This window comes from Burkholderia sp. MSMB1072, from assembly GCF_001524725.1.
Lineage (GTDB): Bacteria > Pseudomonadota > Gammaproteobacteria > Burkholderiales > Burkholderiaceae > Burkholderia.
On the sequence record NZ_LOYC01000056.1, the window covers coordinates 167,894 to 184,431 of the forward strand.

The following is a 16,538-nucleotide window of genomic DNA, read 5'->3' on the forward strand; positions in this document are numbered from 1 at the left end:
ATCGCCATGCTGTCATTCATTGTCGACGTATTGATCCGCACCGCCGATCTGCTGCTGGTGTCGGTCGGCCTGTCGACGCTCTATTCGCTGATCCGTTTTCCCAACATCGCACATGTCCAGTACGCGATGCTGGGCGCATTCGCGACGCTCTGGCTGGAACGCGCCGGGCTGCCGTTCGCGCTCGCGACGGCCGTGTCCTGCGCGCTGGTCGGCACCGCCGCGACGCTGCTGAACCTGCTCGTTTTCGCGAGGCTGCTGCGCTCCGGCAGCGCGGTGGCGATGATCGGCTCGCTCGCGATCTCGATGCTCGCGGTCGCGCTGGTGCTCGGCGTCGCCGGCTCGCGGCCGCAGCAGTACGCGCAGGACGTGCATCCGCCGATGGTGATTGCCGGCGTCGCGCTGTCCACGCCGCAGCTGGGCTCGATCGCATGTGGCGCCGGCGCGCTCGCGATATTCGCGGCGCTGCTGTACCGCACCGGGCTCGGGCGGGCGATGCGTGCGCTCGCGTCGAATCGCGCGCTGGCGCTCGCGACCGGCATCGACGCGACGCGCGTGACCAACGTGATCACGTTCGCGAGCGGCGTGCTGGCGGCGCTCGGCGGCACGATGCTCGGCGCCACCGAAAGCGTGCATGTGAATCTCGGCTATGGCTTGCTGATCCCGGTGTTTTCCGCGGCGATCCTGGGCGGGCTCGGCAATCCGCTCGGCGCCGCGGCTGGCGCGCTGTTGATCGCGGTGGCCGAAACCGTCGCACTGAACGTCGATTTCGGCGGGCTCGTCGATCGGCCGATGCAATTCTTTCCGGTCGAATACGTCGGCGCGGTGTCGTTCGCGATCCTGCTCGCCGCACTGATCTTCCGGCCCTATGGCATCTTCGATCGGGAGGTGCGGCGTGTCTAGCTTCGTCATCCATCTGCTGACCGTCGGCTGCCTGTACGCGACGATGGCGCTCGGGTTGAACCTGCAGGCCGGCTATGCGGGACTCGTCAATTTCGGCTTCATTGCGTTCAGCGGGCTCGGCGCGTACGCGGCCGGCATCGCGTCGCAGCTCGGCTGGCCGTTGCCGTCGGCCCTGGCGCTCGCGCTGGCCGCCGCGGGTGCGCTGGCGGTCGTCGTCGCGCGGCTCGGACGGCAGCTTTCCGCCGACTACTGGGGGATCGCGACGCTCGCGATCGCCGAGATCCTGCGCACGATCGCGCTCAACGAAAGCTGGCTCACCGGCGGCGCACAAGGCATCGGCGGGATTGCGCCGCTGTTCCCCGGGCTGCGCGCGCCGTGGGCCGAGCTCGCCTTTCTCGCGGTCACGGCCGGCTGCCTCGCGCTCACCTACGCGGCGTACCGGCGCCTGACCGCGAGCCGCTTCGGCCGCGCGCTGAAGGTGATGCGCGAAGAACCCGCGCTCGCGGTCTGCTTCGGCTACGATCCGCTCGCGCTGAAGACGCGTGCATGCATCGCGGGTGCGCTTCCCGCCGCACTGGCCGGGGCGCTCGCCGCGTGGTACATCGGCTATGTCGGGCCGGACGCGATGATCGCGTCCGAGACCTTCGCGCTCTGGACCGTCGTGATGGTCGGCGGCCTCGGCAGCCACCTGGGCGTGCTGGTCGGCACGCTGATCGTGCAGGCCGTCTACGCGCTCGCGCCGTTTCTCAAGGATTGGCTCGACGTCGGCAGCGACCTGACCGGCGCGGTGCGGCTGGGCCTGGTTGGCGTGATGCTGCTCGCGTGCGTGCTGTGGCGGCCGCACGGGCTCGTGCCCGAACGCCTGGAGGTGCGGCCATGAGCACGCTGCTCGATCTCGACGGCGTGACGATCCGCTACGGCGAGAACGTCGTCTTGTCCGGCGTCACGCTGTCGGTCGACGGCGGCGAGATCGTCGGACTGCTCGGCCCGAACGGCTCCGGCAAGAGCACCGCGCTCAACGCGATCACCGGCTTCGCGCCGCTCGCGGCGGGCGCCATCCGCTTCGACGGTCGGCGGATCGACACGCTGTCGCCGCACAAGATCGCGCGGCTGGGCGTACGCCGCACGTTCCAGTTGCCGTCGATGCCCGCGCGCATGTCGGTGCTCGAACTCGCGATGGCGGCTTCGTCCGCCCGCCACGGAATCGCCGCCGCCCTCTGGCGCGGCCGTGCGACGCGCGCGCTCGATGCCGATACCCGTGCACGCGCCGCCGCGTTGCTGGACGAACTGAAACTGTCCGGCGTCGCGCACCTTGGCGCCGCGTCGATTTCCGGCGGCCAGAAGAAGCTGCTGGGCATCGCGTGCGCGATGATGACCGAGCCCAAACTGCTGCTGCTCGACGAGCCGACCGCCGGCGTGCACCCGAACCTGCGCGGCGAATTGATCGACGAGTTGCAACGGATTCGCAAACAGGGCGTCACGCTGGTCGTCATCGAGCACGACATGCATTTCATCCGCGAGCTGTGCGACCGCTGCGTCGTACTCGACCGTGGCGTGACGATCGCGAACTGCCGCCCGGCCGAGCTGGAGCGCAACCGTCGCGTACTCGACGCGTATCTCGGGCGTGCCCATGCCGCCCCTCGTCCGCTGGAGGCGTCATGATCGACGTGCGCGAACTCGTCGCCGGCTATACGCCTGAAGTCGACATCCTGCATGGCGTGTCGCTCACGGTCGGCGCCATCGACATCGTGACGATCCTCGGCCCGAACGGCTGCGGAAAATCGACGCTGCTGAAGGCGATCGCGGGCTTCGTGCTGCCGCGTGCGGGCAGTGTGACGATCCAGGGCACGGACGTGGCACGCGTGCCGGTTCATCGAAAGATCCGCGAGTACGGGATCGGCTTCGTGCCGCAGACCGACAACGTGTTCGCGTCGCTGACCGTGCGGGAAAACCTGATGCTCGGCGGCCAGTCGATGTCCGCGTTTCCGCGCGAGGCGCGGATCGACGAGCTGTGCGAGCAGTACCCGGTCCTGCGGCGTCGCTACCGGTCGCTCGCGGGCGCATTGTCCGGCGGCGAGCGGCAAATCGTGTCGCTCGCGCGTGCACTGATGCCGCGCCCGGTGTTGCTGCTGCTCGACGAGCCGTCGGCCGGCCTGTCGCCGAAGATGGTCGACGAGGTGTTCGACGCGATCGTCCGGATGCGCGACACCGAGCACATCGGCGTGCTGATGGTCGAGCAGAATGCGATCGAGGCGCTGCGCATCGCGGATCGCGGCATCGTGCTGACGATGGGGCGCGTCGCGCTCGAAGGCCCCGCGGCCGCGTTGCTCGACAGCGACGAGATGCGACGCCTGTACCTTGGCGGGAGAGCCGCATGAGCGGCGGGAGCGCCACGCCGGCCGCCGGCGCATACCCATCCGCCGCGGCGCGCCCCGTGCTCGTGATGGTCGCGCTCGCGTGCGGCTTCGTGATGGCCATGCTCGACGTCACCATCGTCAACGTCGCGCTGAAGGCGATGGAAACCAGCCTGTCGATGTCGCTGACCGCGCTGGTGTGGGTCGTCGATGCGTACACGCTCAGCTTCGCCGCGCTGCTGCTGCTCGGCGGCGCGCTCGCGAACCGCTACGGGTCGAAGGCCGTCTACGTCGCCGGCCTCGCGCTGTTCGTCGGCGCATCGGTGCTGTGCGCGGCCGCGCAGTCCAGCGGCGCACTGGTCGCGGCGCGCCTTGCACAGGGGGTCGGCGCGGCGCTCTTCATGCCGAGCTCGCTGAGCCTGCTCACGCTCGCGTTCCCGCCGGGGCCGATGCGCACGCGGATGATCGGCATCTGGGGCGCGCTGGTGTCGGCCGCGATGGCGCTCGGCCCCTGCGTCGGCGGCGTACTGGTCGACGCGATCGGCTGGCGCGGCATCTTCTGGGTGAACCTGCCGGTCGGTGCGGCCGGCCTGTGGCTCACGCACCGGCATATCGCGCGGGCGCCGCGTCATCCCGGCCCGTTGAACGCGCTCGGCCATCTGTTCGGCGCGCTCGCGCTCGCCGCGTTGAGCTTCACGTTGATCGAAGGGCCCAGCGTCGGCTGGCGCTCGCCGTCGATCGTCGCCGGCGTGGCCGCGACGTTGGCCGCCACCGCGGCATTCGCGTTGCGCGAGCGCTACGCGCACTCGCGCATCCTGTCGCCGGCGCTGCTCGCGAACCGGCGTTTCGTCGCGGGCAGCACGCTGGGCCTCGCGATCAACTTCGGCATTCTCGCCGAGATCTTTCTGTTGAGCCTCTATTTGCAGAACGTGCGCGGCGCGAGCGCGCTCGTCGCCGGATTCGAGCTGTTTCCGCTGATGGCGATGTTCGGCATCGGCAATCTCGCGTCCGCGAAGGTCAGCGCCCGGCTCGGCACGCGCCGCACGCTGCTCGTCGGGCTCGCGCTCGCCGCGCTCGGCAGCGTGGCGCTCGTCGGCGTCTCGGCGATGCCGTATCCGGTGCTGGCCGTCGCGGTCGGCCTCGCGAACTTCGGCGCCGGGCAGGCCATTCCGGCGATGAATCTCGTCGTGATGCAGTCGGCCGATGCGGCGGACGCGAACCTTGCCGCCGCGTCGCTGAACGCGAGCCGGCAGATCGGTTCGCTCGTCGGCATCGCGATCGCGTCGGTGATCCTGCACGTGATCGACGACCCGGACCGCGCGACGGCCGCCGGCTTCGCGGTGATCGCCGCGCTGTACGCGTTCGGCTTCGCGATCGTATTTCGCGCGATTCACGCCGGGGGGGCCGAGCAGCCGTAGCCGGGCGCGCACGGTATCGACGGCCATCGGGCGCAGTCGGTGCAATCGAAGCATTCGGTGTATTCCGCGTATCACGCACGCATTTTTCCTCTTGCAGCGAGGGACCTCATGCAAACAGCGATTGGCCGTAAAGGACTGATTCTGGCGGGCGGCTCGGGCACCCGGCTCCATCCGCTCACGCATTCGGTATCGAAGCAATTGATGCCGGTGTACGACAAGCCGATGATCTATTACCCGCTCAGCACGATCATGCTGTCCGGCATCCGCGACGTGCTGATCATCTCGACGCCGCGCGATCTCGACGCGTTCCAGCAACTGCTCGGCGACGGCAGCCAGTGGGGCATGAGCTTTTCGTATGCGGCGCAGCCGAGCCCAGACGGTCTTGCGCAGGCGTTCGTGATCGGTGCGCCGTTCATCGGTCGCGACGCGGCGACACTCGTGCTCGGCGACAACATCTATCACGGGCCAGCGCTGTCGTCGCTGCTGCAACAGGCCGCCGCGCGGACGACCGGCGCGACCGTGTTCGGCTATTACGTGCGCGATCCGGAACGCTACGGCGTCGTGTCCTTCGACGCGGATGGCCGCGCGATCGACCTCGAGGAGAAGCCGCGCGAGCCGAAGTCGAACTATGCGGTCACCGGCCTCTATTTCTACGACAACGACGTCGTCGAACTCGCGAAGGCCGTGCGACCGTCGGCGCGCGGCGAACTGGAAATCACCGATCTGAATCTCGCGTATCTCGCACGCGGCGCGCTGAATGTCGAGATCCTCGGGCGCGGCTACGCATGGCTCGACACCGGCACGCACGAATCGCTGCTCGACGCGGCCAATTTCATCCAGGTGATGCAGGCACGGCAAGGCCTGCAGATCGCGTGCCCCGAGGAAATCGCGTACCGGCTTGGCTGGATCGATGCGGAGCGGCTCGAAACGCTCGCCCACAAGCTCGCGAAAAGCGGTTACGGCCGCTATCTGCTCGATCTGCTGAGCAAGGAGGTCGCGGCATGACTCGCGTGATCGAAACGCCGTTGCCCGGCGTGCTGGTGATCGAGCCCGGCGTGTTCGGCGATGCACGCGGCTTCTTCGTCGAAAGCTTCCGCGCAAGCTGGCTGCGCGACGCAGGCGTCGACGCAACCTTCGTCCAGGACAACCAGTCGCGCTCGCGTCGCGGCGTGCTGCGCGGGCTGCACTACCAGCGGGTGAATCCGCAAGGCAAGCTGGTGCACGCGGCGCGCGGGGCGGTGTACGACGTCGCCGTCGACATCCGGCGCGGCTCGCCGTTTTTCGGCTGCTGGTTCGGTGCGCAGCTCGACGACGTATCGCACCGGATGCTATGGATTCCGCCCGGCTTCGCACACGGCTTTTGCGTGTTGTCCGACGAGGCCGACTTCACGTACAAGTGCACGCAGTACTACGATCCCGATTCGGATGCGGGCGTGCGCTGGGACGATCCGGAGATCGGCATCGACTGGCCGGATTCCGGCGCGCCGTATCAGCTGTCGGACAAGGATCGTCGGCAGCCTCCGCTCGCCGAGCTGGCCGCCGGCGCGCCGGCGCTGCTGCCGGCATACGGGGAGGCGCGATGACGATCGTCGTGACCGGCGCGCTTGGCCAGGTCGGCCGCGAACTGGTGCTGCGCGCGGGTCGGCAGCCGCTCGTCGGGCTATCGCGCGCCGCGCTCGACATCGCCGATGCAGGCGCGGTGCGCCGCGCGCTCGACGAACACCGGGCCTCGCTCGTGATCAATGCCGCCGGATGGACCGCCGTCGACCGCGCGGAGGCCGAGCCCGATGCAGCCTGGCGCGCGAACCGCGACGGGCCGGCCGTGCTGGCCGACGCGTGCGCCGCGCTCGGCATTCCGTTGATTCATCTGTCGACCGACTACGTGTTCGACGGCCGCATGCCCGGGCCGTATGCGGAAACCGCCGCCGTCGCGCCGCTCGGCGCGTACGGCCGGAGCAAGCTCGCGGGCGAGGAAGCGGTGCGCGAGCGGCTGCCCGACCGTCATCTGATTCTGCGAGTCGCATGGGTGTTCGGCGCGCACGGCAGCAATTTCGTGCGCACCATGCTGCGCCTGGCGCGCGAGCGCGAGGTCGTCGGCGTCGTCGCCGATCAGTACGGCGGCCCGACGCATGCCGGTGCGATCGCCGACGCGCTGCTGACGATCGCGGCGCGATACCGGGCCGGCGAAGTGCTGCGCTGGGGCACCTATCACCTGTGCGGCACGCCCGTGACCACGTGGCACGGCTTCGCCGAAGCGATCTTCGCCGGTGCGCGGCGCACCGGCCTCATCGATCGCGTGCCGTGGGTCCGGCCGATCCTGACCGACGCCTATCCGTTGCCTGCGCCGAGACCGGCGAATTCCGCGCTCGACTGCAGCCTCCTGCGAGAACACTTCGGGGTCGAATCGCCTTCGTGGATCGCGGGTCTCACCGAAGTGTTTGCCACCTGGAAGCGAACCACATGAGCTATCGACCGAAACATGTTCTCGTGACGGGCGGCGCCGGTTTCATCGGCGCCAATTTCGTTCGTCATCTGCTCGAAAGCGATCCGCAGCTCAGCGTGACCACGCTGGATTTGCTGACCTATGCGGGCAGCCTCGACAATCTCGGTGACGACTTGCCGGGCGCCGATCGTCATCGGTTCGTCCTCGGCGACATCTGCGACCGACCGCTCGTCGAGTCGCTGCTGCGCGACCATGCGATCGACACCGTCGTCCACTTCGCGGCCGAAAGCCACGTCGACCGCTCGATCGACGGTCCCGGCGAATTCGTCCGCACGAACGTGCTCGGCACCTGGACGCTGCTCGATGCGTGCCGCCAGCTGTGGCTGAACGATCAAAAACTGGGCAAGGCCGACGCTCACGCGCGCCGCCGCTTTCACCATATCGGTACCGACGAGGTGTACGGCTCGCTGGGCCCCGACGACCCGCCGTTTTCCGAAACGACGCCGTATGCGCCGAATTCTCCGTACTCGGCCACCAAGGCAAGCTCGGATCATCTCGTGCGTGCCTATTTCCATACGTACGGATTGCCCGTCACCACGACGAACTGCTCGAACAATTACGGGCCGCGCCAGCACGGCGAGAAGTTCATTCCGACCGTGATCCGTCATTGCATCGAAGGCACCGACATCCCCGTGTACGGCGACGGCGCGAACGTGCGCGACTGGCTGTACGTCGACGACCATTGCCGCGCGATCGATGCGGTCATCCGGCGCGGGACGGTCGGCGAGACCTACACCGTCGGCGGCTGCAACGAATGGCGCAACGTCGACATCGTCGCGCTGATCTGTACGCTGCTCGACGCGCGACGGCCCGAACACGCGCCGCATGCGCGCCTCGTGCGGTTCGTCACCGATCGCGCGGGTCACGACCGGCGCTATGCGATCGACGCAGGGAAGCTCGCCCGCGAACTGCAATGGCGGCCGGTGGAGAGCTTCGAAACGGGGATCGTGAAGACGCTGGATTGGTATGTATAGGGGCGGCGGCGCACGGCACGTCGATGTCGCGCCGTGCTTCTGAGCGAGGCCGATAAGCAGGCCCGATTGCTGCGGCGCCAGCGAATCTTTCGATTTGAAAGCTTTGTATGCGGCCCGCCGGCTACGACTCTGCGCCGCCCGTTCGACGACTGAATGCAATCGGCGCGAAGGTCGACCGGGCTGGGCCGGAATGACGCCCTCCCCCCTTGAAATTCACTCGACGTATCCTATTTTAGCTATCGCTCAAGGCAGTCGCGGTTGACGCGCTGCGTGTTTCGATTTGTTAGTCAGCGAGCTTCTCGCGGATGGACGAACTGGAGCGCGTGGTCCGGTTCGTCCCTTCGCAGAGGGGCACAACAGGAGCCAGTCATGAGCGATATCTTCTTCCCCACCGACCTGCTGGCGGAATTCGACCGCCTGCAACGGCAGATGGCCAGCGTGTTCACGGGCTTGCCAGCCAGTCTACGCGCCCCGCGTCCCGGTGCATTTCCCCCGGTCAATATCGGAAGCACCGACGACACAGTCGAGATCGTTGCCTTCGCGCCGGGGCTCGACCCCGCGAAAATCGACATCTCCGTCGATCGCCGGCTGCTGACGATCAGCGGCGAGCGCACTCCCCCGGACGACGGCACGGCCGACGACGAGCGACGCGTCTACGCGAACGAGCGGTTCATGGGCGCGTTCCGCCGCGTGGTCGAACTGCCGCAGCACGCCGATCCCGACAAGATCGAGGCACGCTATACGAACGGCTGCCTGACGATCAGCGTCGGCAAGTCGGAAGCATCGAAGCCGCGGGCGATTACCGTCCAGTAAACAGCACGACGTCACGAACGCATGACGGAGGACATCATGAGTGACACGAACACGACCGAACTGACCACCCGTGCGGCCGATACGCGAACGGCCGTGACGAACCGTGAATCGGCTCAGCGCGACACGCCGCGCACGCGGATTGCGCCAGCTGTCGACATCGTGGAGGATGCGCACGGCATCACGTTGTACGCGGACCTGCCGGGCGTGCCGCGCGACAAGCTCGACGTCCGCGTGCACGACGGCAGCCTCGCCATCGAAGCGGAGGCCGTCGTGCCGACGCCGGCGGGCTTGCGTCTGCAGCACGGCGAAGTGCAGCATCCGCACTTCTCGCGCGCATTTACGCTGAGCGCGGATTTCGACGTGTCGCGGATCGACGCGCAACTGCGCGACGGCGTGCTGAAACTGAGCATCCCGCGCCGCGAGGAAGCGAAGCCGCGGCGGATCGCGGTGACGGCGGGGTAAGTGGACGCGCGGGAGTCTGTCATCGACCCGACGCGGTGCGCGCGCTTGTGACGCGTCAACCGCCGGGTGTGGGTCTCCCGCGCTTACGCTCCCGACGTGAAGTGCCGGCGCCGCGCTTGCTCGGCGCCGGCGAGTCGCCGCACATGTCGCATTTCAGTGCAGGAGGCATCCGATGCATACCCACACGACGATCGAACATGGCGGATATGCGGTCCGGGCCGTGGTGACCGACACGGAGACGGGCCGCTATTCGGCGACGGCGATCCTCATGGATCGCGACGGTGAAACCCGGGCGCTCGGCGTCGACGGCGACTTCGCCGATACCCGCGAAGCGTGCGACCAAGCGCTCGAACTCGCTCTCGCATGGATCCAGCGGCGGTCGGTCGTGTCGGACCGTTATGTGAGACGAAATCGAGCCGGGTCGAGCCGCGATTTGGGCAACGTACCACGCGTACGCCGACGAGCGTGACGCGGATTGCGCTTGCTATCGGCGACGGCCTGGCTGCCACGCCAGCGCATCGGGGTGCGGTGCGCGAGCAGCCCGGTCGCTCGCCGACGCTCGAACCGCCGCGCACCGGTATTTGACGGCCCGACGCTCGCCAATGCCGGCATGCGCCCCGTCGCGGCCGATTCCCGACCGCTTCGCATCGATCGATTACCCGAGCCACGACCTGATCGAAACGGTAATCGTATTCAACGCTGCCGCCCGGACGACGCGCCACGCATGGCGTGGACGGAATCATGCACAATGCTGCCCATCTGAGTGGTGGAGAGAGACCGGTGGGCATCAATTTCGATTTGACCGACTTGCAGGCGTTCCGTGCGGTCGTGGAAACGGGCAGTTTCCGCAAGGCCGCCGAAGCGGTCAGCCTCTCCCAACCTGCGTTGAGCCGCCGGATCGACAAGCTCGAAGACGCGCTCGGCGTGCGGCTCTTCGAGCGCACCACGCGCCGCGTCGCGCTCACCACCGTCGGCCGCGTGTTCGCGCAGAGCGCCGAACAACTGCTCGACGATCTCGACGCCGCGCTGCTCGGCATCCGCGACGTGTCGTCGAGCCGCCTGGGCCATGTGACGATCGCCTGCGTGCCGTCGGTCGCCTACTACTTCCTGCCGCCCATCATCGCCCGCTATCATCGGCGCTTTCCGCGCATCCGGGTGAAGCTGCTCGACGCCGGCGCCAACGAGGTGCTCGGCGCCGTGATCAGCGGCGAGGCGGATTTCGGCGTGAGCTTCATCGGCAGCCAGGAGGCGGAGATCGAGTTCAAGGTGCTGCTCCAGGAACGGTTCGTCGCCGCGTGTCGCCGCGACCACCCGCTCGCGCGCAAGAAGCGCGTGACCTGGAACGAACTTTACGAACACGATTACGTATCGGTGGACAAGACTTCCGGGAACCGCCTGCTGCTCGACCAGGCATTGGCCGCCGTCGCGCCGCGCAAGCCGAGCGTGTGCGAGGCGCGCCACGTCACGACCCTGCTCGGGATGATCGAGGCGGGGCTCGGCGTCGCCGCGGTGCCGTCGATGGCGATGCCGGGCCACGACCACCCTGTCCTCACGAGCGTGCCGCTCGTCGAGCCGGCCGTGAAACGGCGCGTGGGCATCGTCAAGCGGCGCGGGCGCTCGCTGACACCGGCCGCCGAGGCGTTTCACCGGATGATCGTCGACGCGAAGCGCGGCGACGCCGCCGGCAGCGGCGCATCGGCATGACGACGACAGAACGGAAACGAAGGAAGACGGCATCGTGAGGTGGGCCCGGCTGTTCAAATCGCTTTACGTGCAGGTCCTGCTCGCGATGATGCTCGGCATCGGCATCGGTCACGTATGGCCGGCGGCGGGCACGATGCTCAAGCCGCTCAGCGACGCCTTCGTCGCGCTCGTGAAGATGACCATCGCGCCGATCGTCTTCTGCACGATCGTGTCGGGCATCACGTCGTTGTCGAACGGGCGGGCCATCGGCCGCACGATCGTGCGGGCGCTCGCGCTCTTCTATCTGTTGACGGCCGCCGCACTCGCGTTCGGGCTCGTCGCCGCCTACGTACTGCAACCGGGCGCCGGCATGCACATCGACGTCCGTCATCTGGATGCGAGCGTCCTCGCGCCCTATGCGAAGCATGCGGAGCCGCGCAGCCTCGTGGCGTTCGCGCTCGGCGTGATTCCGGACACGATGCTCGGCGCATTCGCGACCGGCGAAGTGTTGCCGGTATTGCTGCTGTCGCTGTTGTTCGGCTTCTCGCTGAATGCGCATCCGCGCGCCGCCCGACCCGTGCTCGCGCTGATCGACGGCATCGCCCAGGTTGTCTTTCGCGTACTCGCGATGATCATGCGGCTCGCGCCGCTCGGCGCATGCGGCGCGATGGCGTTCACAGTGGGCCGCTTCGGCATCGGCTCGATCGGCTCGCTCGCGAAGCTGATGATGTCCTTCTACGTGGCCTGCGCGCTGTTCGTCGCGCTGGTGCTCGCCCCGCTCGCGCGACTGCACGGCTTCGCGCTGTGGCGGCTCTTGCGCTACCTGCGCGAAGAGTTGCTGATCGTGCTCGCGACGTCGTCCACGGAGCCGGTCCTGCCGCGCCTGATCGTCAAGCTGGAAGCGCTCGGCTGCGACAAAGGCGTCGTGGGGCTCGTGCTGCCGGCCGGCTATTCGTTCAATCTGGACGGCACCGCGATCTATCTGACGCTCGCGGCATTGTTCATCGCGCAGGCCTGCGACGTCCCGCTTTCCGCGCCGCAGATCGCGACGATACTCGCGATCATGCTGCTCACCTCCAAGGGGGCGGCCGGCGTGTCCGGCAGCGGGCTCGTTGCGCTGATTGCGACGCTCGCCGTGATGCCCGACCTGCCCGTCGCCGGGGTCGCGCTGCTGGTCGGCATCGATCGCTTCATGTCGGAAGCGCGCGCACTGACCAGCGTGATCAGCAATGCGTGCGCGGTGATTTTCGTGTCGTCGTGGGAAGGTGCGTGCGACCGGTCGCGTCTCGTGCAGCGGCTCGCGGCGGCCGGGCCGTCCTTGCCGGACGGGGCCGATGAAGACAGTGCCGCGGCAGACGGCTGCGGTCGTGACGGGAAGACGATCTGATGCGCGCCCTCCCGTCGATCGGGCTCAATGCGCGGAAACGGAATCCAGGCCGGTCGATTTCACGTCGGCCTGCACGTCGGGCGACGCAAGATAGTCGAGCAGCGCCTTCGCTTCCTGCGGATGCTGCGCGCCGACCGGGATGCCGGCGGCGAAGCGCGTGACGGACTGCAGCGATTCGGGGATCTTGCCGACGAAGGTCGCGCCCTTGACGGGCAGCAGCTCGCTGACCTGCTGGAAGCCGATTTCGTAGTCGCCGTTCGCGACGACCGACGCCACCGGAATCCGCGGAATCATCTTCGCCTTCGACTTCACCTGCTCTTCGATCCCGAGCTTCTTGAACAGCTCGCGTTCGATATACACGCCGCTCGCGCTGTCCGAATAGGCGATCGATTTCGCGTGCAGCAGCACCTGCTTGAGGCCGTCGGCGGTGCTGATGTCGGGCTTGGCCGCGCCGTCGCGCACGACCATGCCGATGCGCGAGTCGGCCAGCTCGACGCGGGATTCGGGGATGACCTTGCCCTGCTTGATCAGATCGTCGAGCGCGTAGCCGACCATGATCACGGCGTCGGCGGGCTCGCCGCGCGCGAGCCGGTTCGGAATCGCTTCGGGCGACTTGCCCATCGACGGGCCGAGCGCGGTGGCGAGCGTATTGCCCGTCGTGGACGCGAACCGCGGGCCGAGCACCTTGTAGGCGGCGGTGAAGCCGCCCGAGCTCATCACGTGCAGTTCGGCGGCCTGTACGTTGGCCGCGACCGCCGCGGTGGCAACGAGCGCGGTCGCGCAGAATTTCAGGAGCAGGTTTCTCATGGTCGTGGTCGTGCGGATGGATGGGTGTGAGTAACGTTCCGGATGCGCTCGACGTCAATGCGCGGGCGTCAACGTCGCCGTGCGATGACGATAGAGCGCGAACGTCGCGAGCAGCGCGCACACGGCAGCGAAGCTCATCCAGTAGCCTGGTGCGGCCTTGTCGCCCGTCGCGTGAATGAGCGCGGTCGAGATGGCCGGCGTGAAGCCGCCGAACACGGCCGTCGCGAGGCTGTACGCGAGCGAGAAGCCCGCGACGCGCACCTGCACCGGCATCACTTCGGTGAGCGCGACGACCATCGCGCCGTTATAGACGCCGTACATGAACGACAGCCAGAGCAGGACGAGCAGCATGTTGGCGAACGACGGCGCGTGAGCGAGGAACGACAGCGCCGGGTAGGCGGTCACGACGGTGAGCATCGTCATGCCGACCAGCAGCGGCCGGCGGCCGATCCGGTCGGACAGCGCACCGCCGATCGGCAGCCACACGAAGTTCGACACGCCGACGCAGAGCGTCACGAGCAGGCTGTCGGCGGTGCTCAGATGCAGCACCGTCTTGCCGAAGGTCGGCGCGTAGACGGTGATCAGATAGAAGCTCGTGGTGGTCATCGCGACCAGCATCATGCCGGCGATCACGACGCCCCAGTTCTGGGCCAGCGTACCGAACACTTCCTTCATGCCCGGACGATGCTTGCGGGCCTTGAATTCCTGGGTTTCCTCCAGGTTGCGGCGCAGCAGGAAGATGAACGGCACGATCATGCAGCCGACGAAGAACGGCACGCGCCATCCCCAGGCGGCGATCTGCGATGCGCTCAGCCACTGATTGAGCGCAAAGCCGAGGGCCGCGGCGATGACGATCGCCACCTGCTGGCTGGCCGATTGCCAGCTCGTGAAGAAGCCCTTGCGGCCCGGCGTCGCGAGCTCGGCGAGATAGACCGACACGCCGCCCAACTCGGCGCCCGCGGAGAAGCCCTGCAGCAGCCGGCCGATCAGCACGAGCACGGGCGCGAGCAGCCCGATCGTCGCGTAGCCCGGCACGAACGCGATCAGGATGGTGCCGCTCGCCATGATCGACAGCGTGACGATCAGGCCCTTGCGGCGGCCGACCTCGTCGATGTACGCGCCCAGCACGATCGCGCCCAGCGGCCGCATCAGGAAGCCGGCGCCGAACACGGCGAAGGTCATCATCAGCGACGCGAACTCGCTTTGCGCGGGGAAGAAAACGTTGGCGATCTGCGTGGCGTAGAAGCCGAACAGGAAGAAGTCGAACTGCTCGAGAAAATTGCCGGCCGTGACGCGAAAGATCGCGGCGGCCTTCGAGCGTTCGGCCGGAAGGCGGGACGAGGGATGCATCGGGGTGTCTCCTGAAAATCCTGGAATACGCGGGAGGGGCTGGTCGATTGTCGTTTTCCGGCATGTTGGCGCGGGATCGATCAAACGATAAGTGCAATTTTTGGAATGATTGATGCAGTAGCGTTATCAATTCATGCGATCCGCGCGAGTCCGGGCCGTGCTCGGGCCGTATCGCCGCACGGCCGCACACGTTTGCGTCGCCGAGTCAGGCGGGATCGTCGACTGGCGGTCATGCCGGCCTCGATTTTTCGTTAACCGTGCCGTTAACCGGGATTGGACCCGCGCCGGCGCACGTGCAGCCGGCATCTCAAAACGAGCCCGAGCATGCCCGCATTCACTTCGATCGAGAAAATCGCCGACTGGGCCGGACGCCACCCGTTCGTCGTCGGCGCGTTGGGCACGCTGATGTCGCTCGCGATGCTCGCGATCAGCGCCGTGACGCTGTGGGTGGCGCGCAGCGAAGTCGTCGAGCATGCGCACGAGACGTCGCGCAACGTCGCGGCCGTGCTCGCGAGCCAGATCGCGAGGACGGTCGAAACGTCGAACAACGCGTTGATCGCGCTGGCGGCCGACCTCGGCAAGCCGGCCGTCCAGCGGATGGACGCCGGGCTGCGGCACGACCTGCTGTTCGAGCGAACCGCCGCGCAATACGTGACCGGCATGGGCGTGACCGACAGGCACGGCCGGCTGATCGACGGATGCTGCAGCACGACCCACCGGTGGGACTTCGCCGATCGCGACTACTTCAAGGTCCATCGCGATGCGGACGACGTCGGGCTCTACGTCTCCCAGCCCTATTGCGCACGCTCGCGCGGCGGCAAGGAGTCCATCGCGCTGTCGCGGCGCATCGAGCGGCCGGACCATGCGTTCGACGGGATCGCCGTCGTCGCCGTCGATCTCGCTTACTTCGAGCAGTTGCTGTCCCGCCTCGACGTCGGGCCGAACGGGGTCAGCGCGATCGTGCGCGCGGACGGCACGATCCTCGCGAGAAACCCGTCGTTGAACGATGGCCAGATGAACCTCCTGCGTCGCTCGACATCCTTCAAGCGGATGGTGAACAGCGAATCGGGCTTCTATCCCGCGCGCTCGAGCATCGACGGCATCGTGCGGTTGTATACCTATCAGCGGATACCGGGCACGCCGCTGATCGCGGTCGTCGCGCCGGCCGAGAGCGACGTGCTGGCCGGCGTCCGGCGCCTGTCGTGGACGGTCGGCGTGTCGGCATCCGTGATCGGCGCATCGTTCTGCGCGGCGGTCTGGCTGCTTGCCTTCGCATTGCGGGACAACTTCCGCAAGCAGACGCTGCTGACCGATCTCACGCGTACCGATCCGTTGACCGGACTGCGCAATCGTCGCGCGCTCGATACCGCGCTGGCCGACGAATGGGCGCGGCTGCAGCGCGGCAGCGGCGGCAGCCTGTCGGTGCTGTTCATCGACGCCGATCACTTCAAGCAGTACAACGACCGGCACGGGCACGCGCAGGGCGACACCGCGCTGCGCTTTCTCGCCGAATGCATCCGCACGCATACGCGACGGCGCGGCGACCTCGCCGCGCGCTACGGCGGCGAGGAATTCGTCGCGGTGTTGCCCGATACCGACGAAAACGGCGCCGCGCAGGTGGCCGACGCGATTCGCCGCGAGGTGGAACGCAACCGGCTCGACGGGTTTGCGGAGACCGTTCCGGATTTCACGGTCAGCATCGGCTGTGCGACCGGTCGGCGCGCGCGGCATGCTTCCGTGCACGCGCTGACGCATCAGGCGGACATGGCGCTCTATCGCGCCAAGCGCGAAGGCAGGAACCGCGTGTGTTGCGCGCAGACGGAGCCGGTCGCGCAGCCGGCGTGAAGGCCCCGGTTCGAGTCGGGACGGACGACGGCACCGCTCGTG

At 67.8% G+C, this 16,538-nt stretch carries 17 protein-coding genes; 15 read left to right on the plus strand and 2 right to left on the minus strand.

The features are described from left to right. Positions 1 to 6 precede the first annotated feature (6 nt). From WS89_RS25650 to dctA, 14 genes are all read left to right on the plus strand, one after another. Positions 7 to 900 (plus strand): branched-chain amino acid ABC transporter permease, encoded by an 894-nt coding sequence (locus WS89_RS25650; RefSeq protein WP_059506137.1) that lies wholly within the window; start codon positions 7 to 9, stop codon positions 898 to 900. Then, entirely contained in the window at positions 893 to 1,780 is an 888-nt protein-coding gene (locus WS89_RS25655; RefSeq protein WP_082741969.1) for a branched-chain amino acid ABC transporter permease, read from the plus strand. The genes WS89_RS25650 and WS89_RS25655 overlap by 8 nt, the downstream gene beginning before the upstream one ends. Beyond that, the gene (locus WS89_RS25660; RefSeq protein ID WP_059794329.1) at positions 1,777 to 2,562 is read left to right on the plus strand and encodes an ABC transporter ATP-binding protein; all 786 of its coding nucleotides are present in this window, start codon (positions 1,777 to 1,779) and stop codon (positions 2,560 to 2,562) included. The genes WS89_RS25655 and WS89_RS25660 overlap by 4 nt, the downstream gene beginning before the upstream one ends. Then, on the plus strand, positions 2,559 to 3,278 hold the full coding sequence (locus tag WS89_RS25665) for an ABC transporter ATP-binding protein (RefSeq protein ID WP_059794332.1): 720 nt from the start codon (positions 2,559 to 2,561) through the stop codon (positions 3,276 to 3,278). Before WS89_RS25660 ends, WS89_RS25665 begins: the two co-directional genes overlap by 4 nt. Continuing rightward, positions 3,275 to 4,672: an MFS transporter gene (locus tag WS89_RS25670; RefSeq protein WP_059794335.1), complete on the plus strand. Its 1,398-nt coding sequence runs from the start codon at positions 3,275 to 3,277 to the stop codon at positions 4,670 to 4,672. Before WS89_RS25665 ends, WS89_RS25670 begins: the two co-directional genes overlap by 4 nt. 108 nt (positions 4,673 to 4,780) lie before the next feature. Beyond that, complete coding sequence (gene rfbA / locus WS89_RS25675) at positions 4,781 to 5,677, plus strand: glucose-1-phosphate thymidylyltransferase RfbA (protein WP_059506144.1); 897 nt, start codon at positions 4,781 to 4,783, stop codon at positions 5,675 to 5,677. Beyond that, a complete protein-coding gene (gene rfbC / locus WS89_RS25680) occupies positions 5,674 to 6,255 on the plus strand; it encodes a dTDP-4-dehydrorhamnose 3,5-epimerase (protein ID WP_059794338.1) in 582 nt (193 codons plus the stop codon). Before rfbA ends, rfbC begins: the two co-directional genes overlap by 4 nt. Beyond that, positions 6,252 to 7,136: a dTDP-4-dehydrorhamnose reductase gene (gene rfbD / locus WS89_RS25685; protein ID WP_059794341.1), complete on the plus strand. Its 885-nt coding sequence runs from the start codon at positions 6,252 to 6,254 to the stop codon at positions 7,134 to 7,136. The genes rfbC and rfbD overlap by 4 nt, the downstream gene beginning before the upstream one ends. Next, entirely contained in the window at positions 7,133 to 8,149 is a 1,017-nt protein-coding gene (rfbB, locus tag WS89_RS25690; protein ID WP_059794342.1) for a dTDP-glucose 4,6-dehydratase, read from the plus strand. Before rfbD ends, rfbB begins: the two co-directional genes overlap by 4 nt. A gap of 369 nt (positions 8,150 to 8,518) precedes the next feature. Beyond that, positions 8,519 to 8,962, plus strand: coding sequence for an Hsp20/alpha crystallin family protein (locus tag WS89_RS25695; protein WP_059794345.1), 444 nt, complete (start codon positions 8,519 to 8,521; stop codon positions 8,960 to 8,962). A 36-nt stretch (positions 8,963 to 8,998) separates the two neighbouring features. Next, positions 8,999 to 9,424, plus strand: a complete 426-nt coding sequence (locus tag WS89_RS25700; RefSeq protein WP_059506302.1) for an Hsp20/alpha crystallin family protein — start codon at positions 8,999 to 9,001, stop codon at positions 9,422 to 9,424. A gap of 172 nt (positions 9,425 to 9,596) precedes the next feature. Continuing rightward, on the plus strand, positions 9,597 to 9,893 hold the full coding sequence (locus WS89_RS25705; protein ID WP_059794348.1) for a hypothetical protein: 297 nt from the start codon (positions 9,597 to 9,599) through the stop codon (positions 9,891 to 9,893). Positions 9,894 to 10,204: 311 nt separating this feature from the next. Continuing rightward, positions 10,205 to 11,128, plus strand: coding sequence for a LysR family transcriptional regulator (locus tag WS89_RS25710; protein ID WP_059506156.1), 924 nt, complete (start codon positions 10,205 to 10,207; stop codon positions 11,126 to 11,128). 34 nt (positions 11,129 to 11,162) lie between these two features. Beyond that, positions 11,163 to 12,494 carry a C4-dicarboxylate transporter DctA gene (gene dctA / locus WS89_RS25715; protein WP_059794350.1) on the plus strand — a complete coding sequence of 444 codons (1,332 nt, stop codon included), beginning with the start codon at positions 11,163 to 11,165 and terminating at the stop codon, positions 12,492 to 12,494. Between the two features lie 24 nt (positions 12,495 to 12,518). Here dctA and WS89_RS25720 read toward each other — a convergent pair whose 3' ends face one another. Both WS89_RS25720 and WS89_RS25725 read right to left on the minus strand, forming a co-directional pair. Further along, positions 12,519 to 13,301, minus strand: a complete 783-nt coding sequence (locus WS89_RS25720) for a substrate-binding domain-containing protein (RefSeq protein WP_034209133.1) — start codon at positions 13,299 to 13,301, stop codon at positions 12,519 to 12,521. 54 nt (positions 13,302 to 13,355) lie between these two features. Next, entirely contained in the window at positions 13,356 to 14,651 is a 1,296-nt protein-coding gene (locus WS89_RS25725) for an MFS transporter (RefSeq protein ID WP_059794353.1), read from the minus strand. 324 nt (positions 14,652 to 14,975) lie between these two features. Here WS89_RS25725 and WS89_RS25730 point away from each other — a divergent pair, with 324 nt between their 5' ends. Beyond that, positions 14,976 to 16,496 carry a GGDEF domain-containing protein gene (locus WS89_RS25730; RefSeq protein ID WP_059794606.1) on the plus strand — a complete coding sequence of 507 codons (1,521 nt, stop codon included), beginning with the start codon at positions 14,976 to 14,978 and terminating at the stop codon, positions 16,494 to 16,496. Positions 16,497 to 16,538 lie beyond the last annotated feature (42 nt).

Coding starts and splice junctions, on each gene's coding strand:
- WS89_RS25650 (WP_059506137.1), top strand. CDS start 7: ATGCTGTCATTCATTGTCGACGTATTGATCCGCACCGCCGATCTGCTG.
- WS89_RS25660 (WP_059794329.1), top strand. CDS start 1,777: ATGAGCACGCTGCTCGATCTCGACGGCGTGACGATCCGCTACGGCGAG.
- WS89_RS25665 (WP_059794332.1), top strand. CDS start 2,559: ATGATCGACGTGCGCGAACTCGTCGCCGGCTATACGCCTGAAGTCGAC.
- WS89_RS25670 (WP_059794335.1), top strand. CDS start 3,275: ATGAGCGGCGGGAGCGCCACGCCGGCCGCCGGCGCATACCCATCCGCC.
- rfbA (WP_059506144.1), top strand. CDS start 4,781: ATGCAAACAGCGATTGGCCGTAAAGGACTGATTCTGGCGGGCGGCTCG.
- rfbC (WP_059794338.1), top strand. CDS start 5,674: ATGACTCGCGTGATCGAAACGCCGTTGCCCGGCGTGCTGGTGATCGAG.
- rfbD (WP_059794341.1), top strand. CDS start 6,252: ATGACGATCGTCGTGACCGGCGCGCTTGGCCAGGTCGGCCGCGAACTG.
- rfbB (WP_059794342.1), top strand. CDS start 7,133: ATGAGCTATCGACCGAAACATGTTCTCGTGACGGGCGGCGCCGGTTTC.
- WS89_RS25695 (WP_059794345.1), top strand. CDS start 8,519: ATGAGCGATATCTTCTTCCCCACCGACCTGCTGGCGGAATTCGACCGC.
- WS89_RS25700 (WP_059506302.1), top strand. CDS start 8,999: ATGAGTGACACGAACACGACCGAACTGACCACCCGTGCGGCCGATACG.
- WS89_RS25705 (WP_059794348.1), top strand. CDS start 9,597: ATGCATACCCACACGACGATCGAACATGGCGGATATGCGGTCCGGGCC.
- WS89_RS25720 (WP_034209133.1), bottom strand. CDS start 13,301: ATGAGAAACCTGCTCCTGAAATTCTGCGCGACCGCGCTCGTTGCCACC.
- WS89_RS25725 (WP_059794353.1), bottom strand. CDS start 14,651: ATGCATCCCTCGTCCCGCCTTCCGGCCGAACGCTCGAAGGCCGCCGCG.
- WS89_RS25730 (WP_059794606.1), top strand. CDS start 14,976: ATGCCCGCATTCACTTCGATCGAGAAAATCGCCGACTGGGCCGGACGC.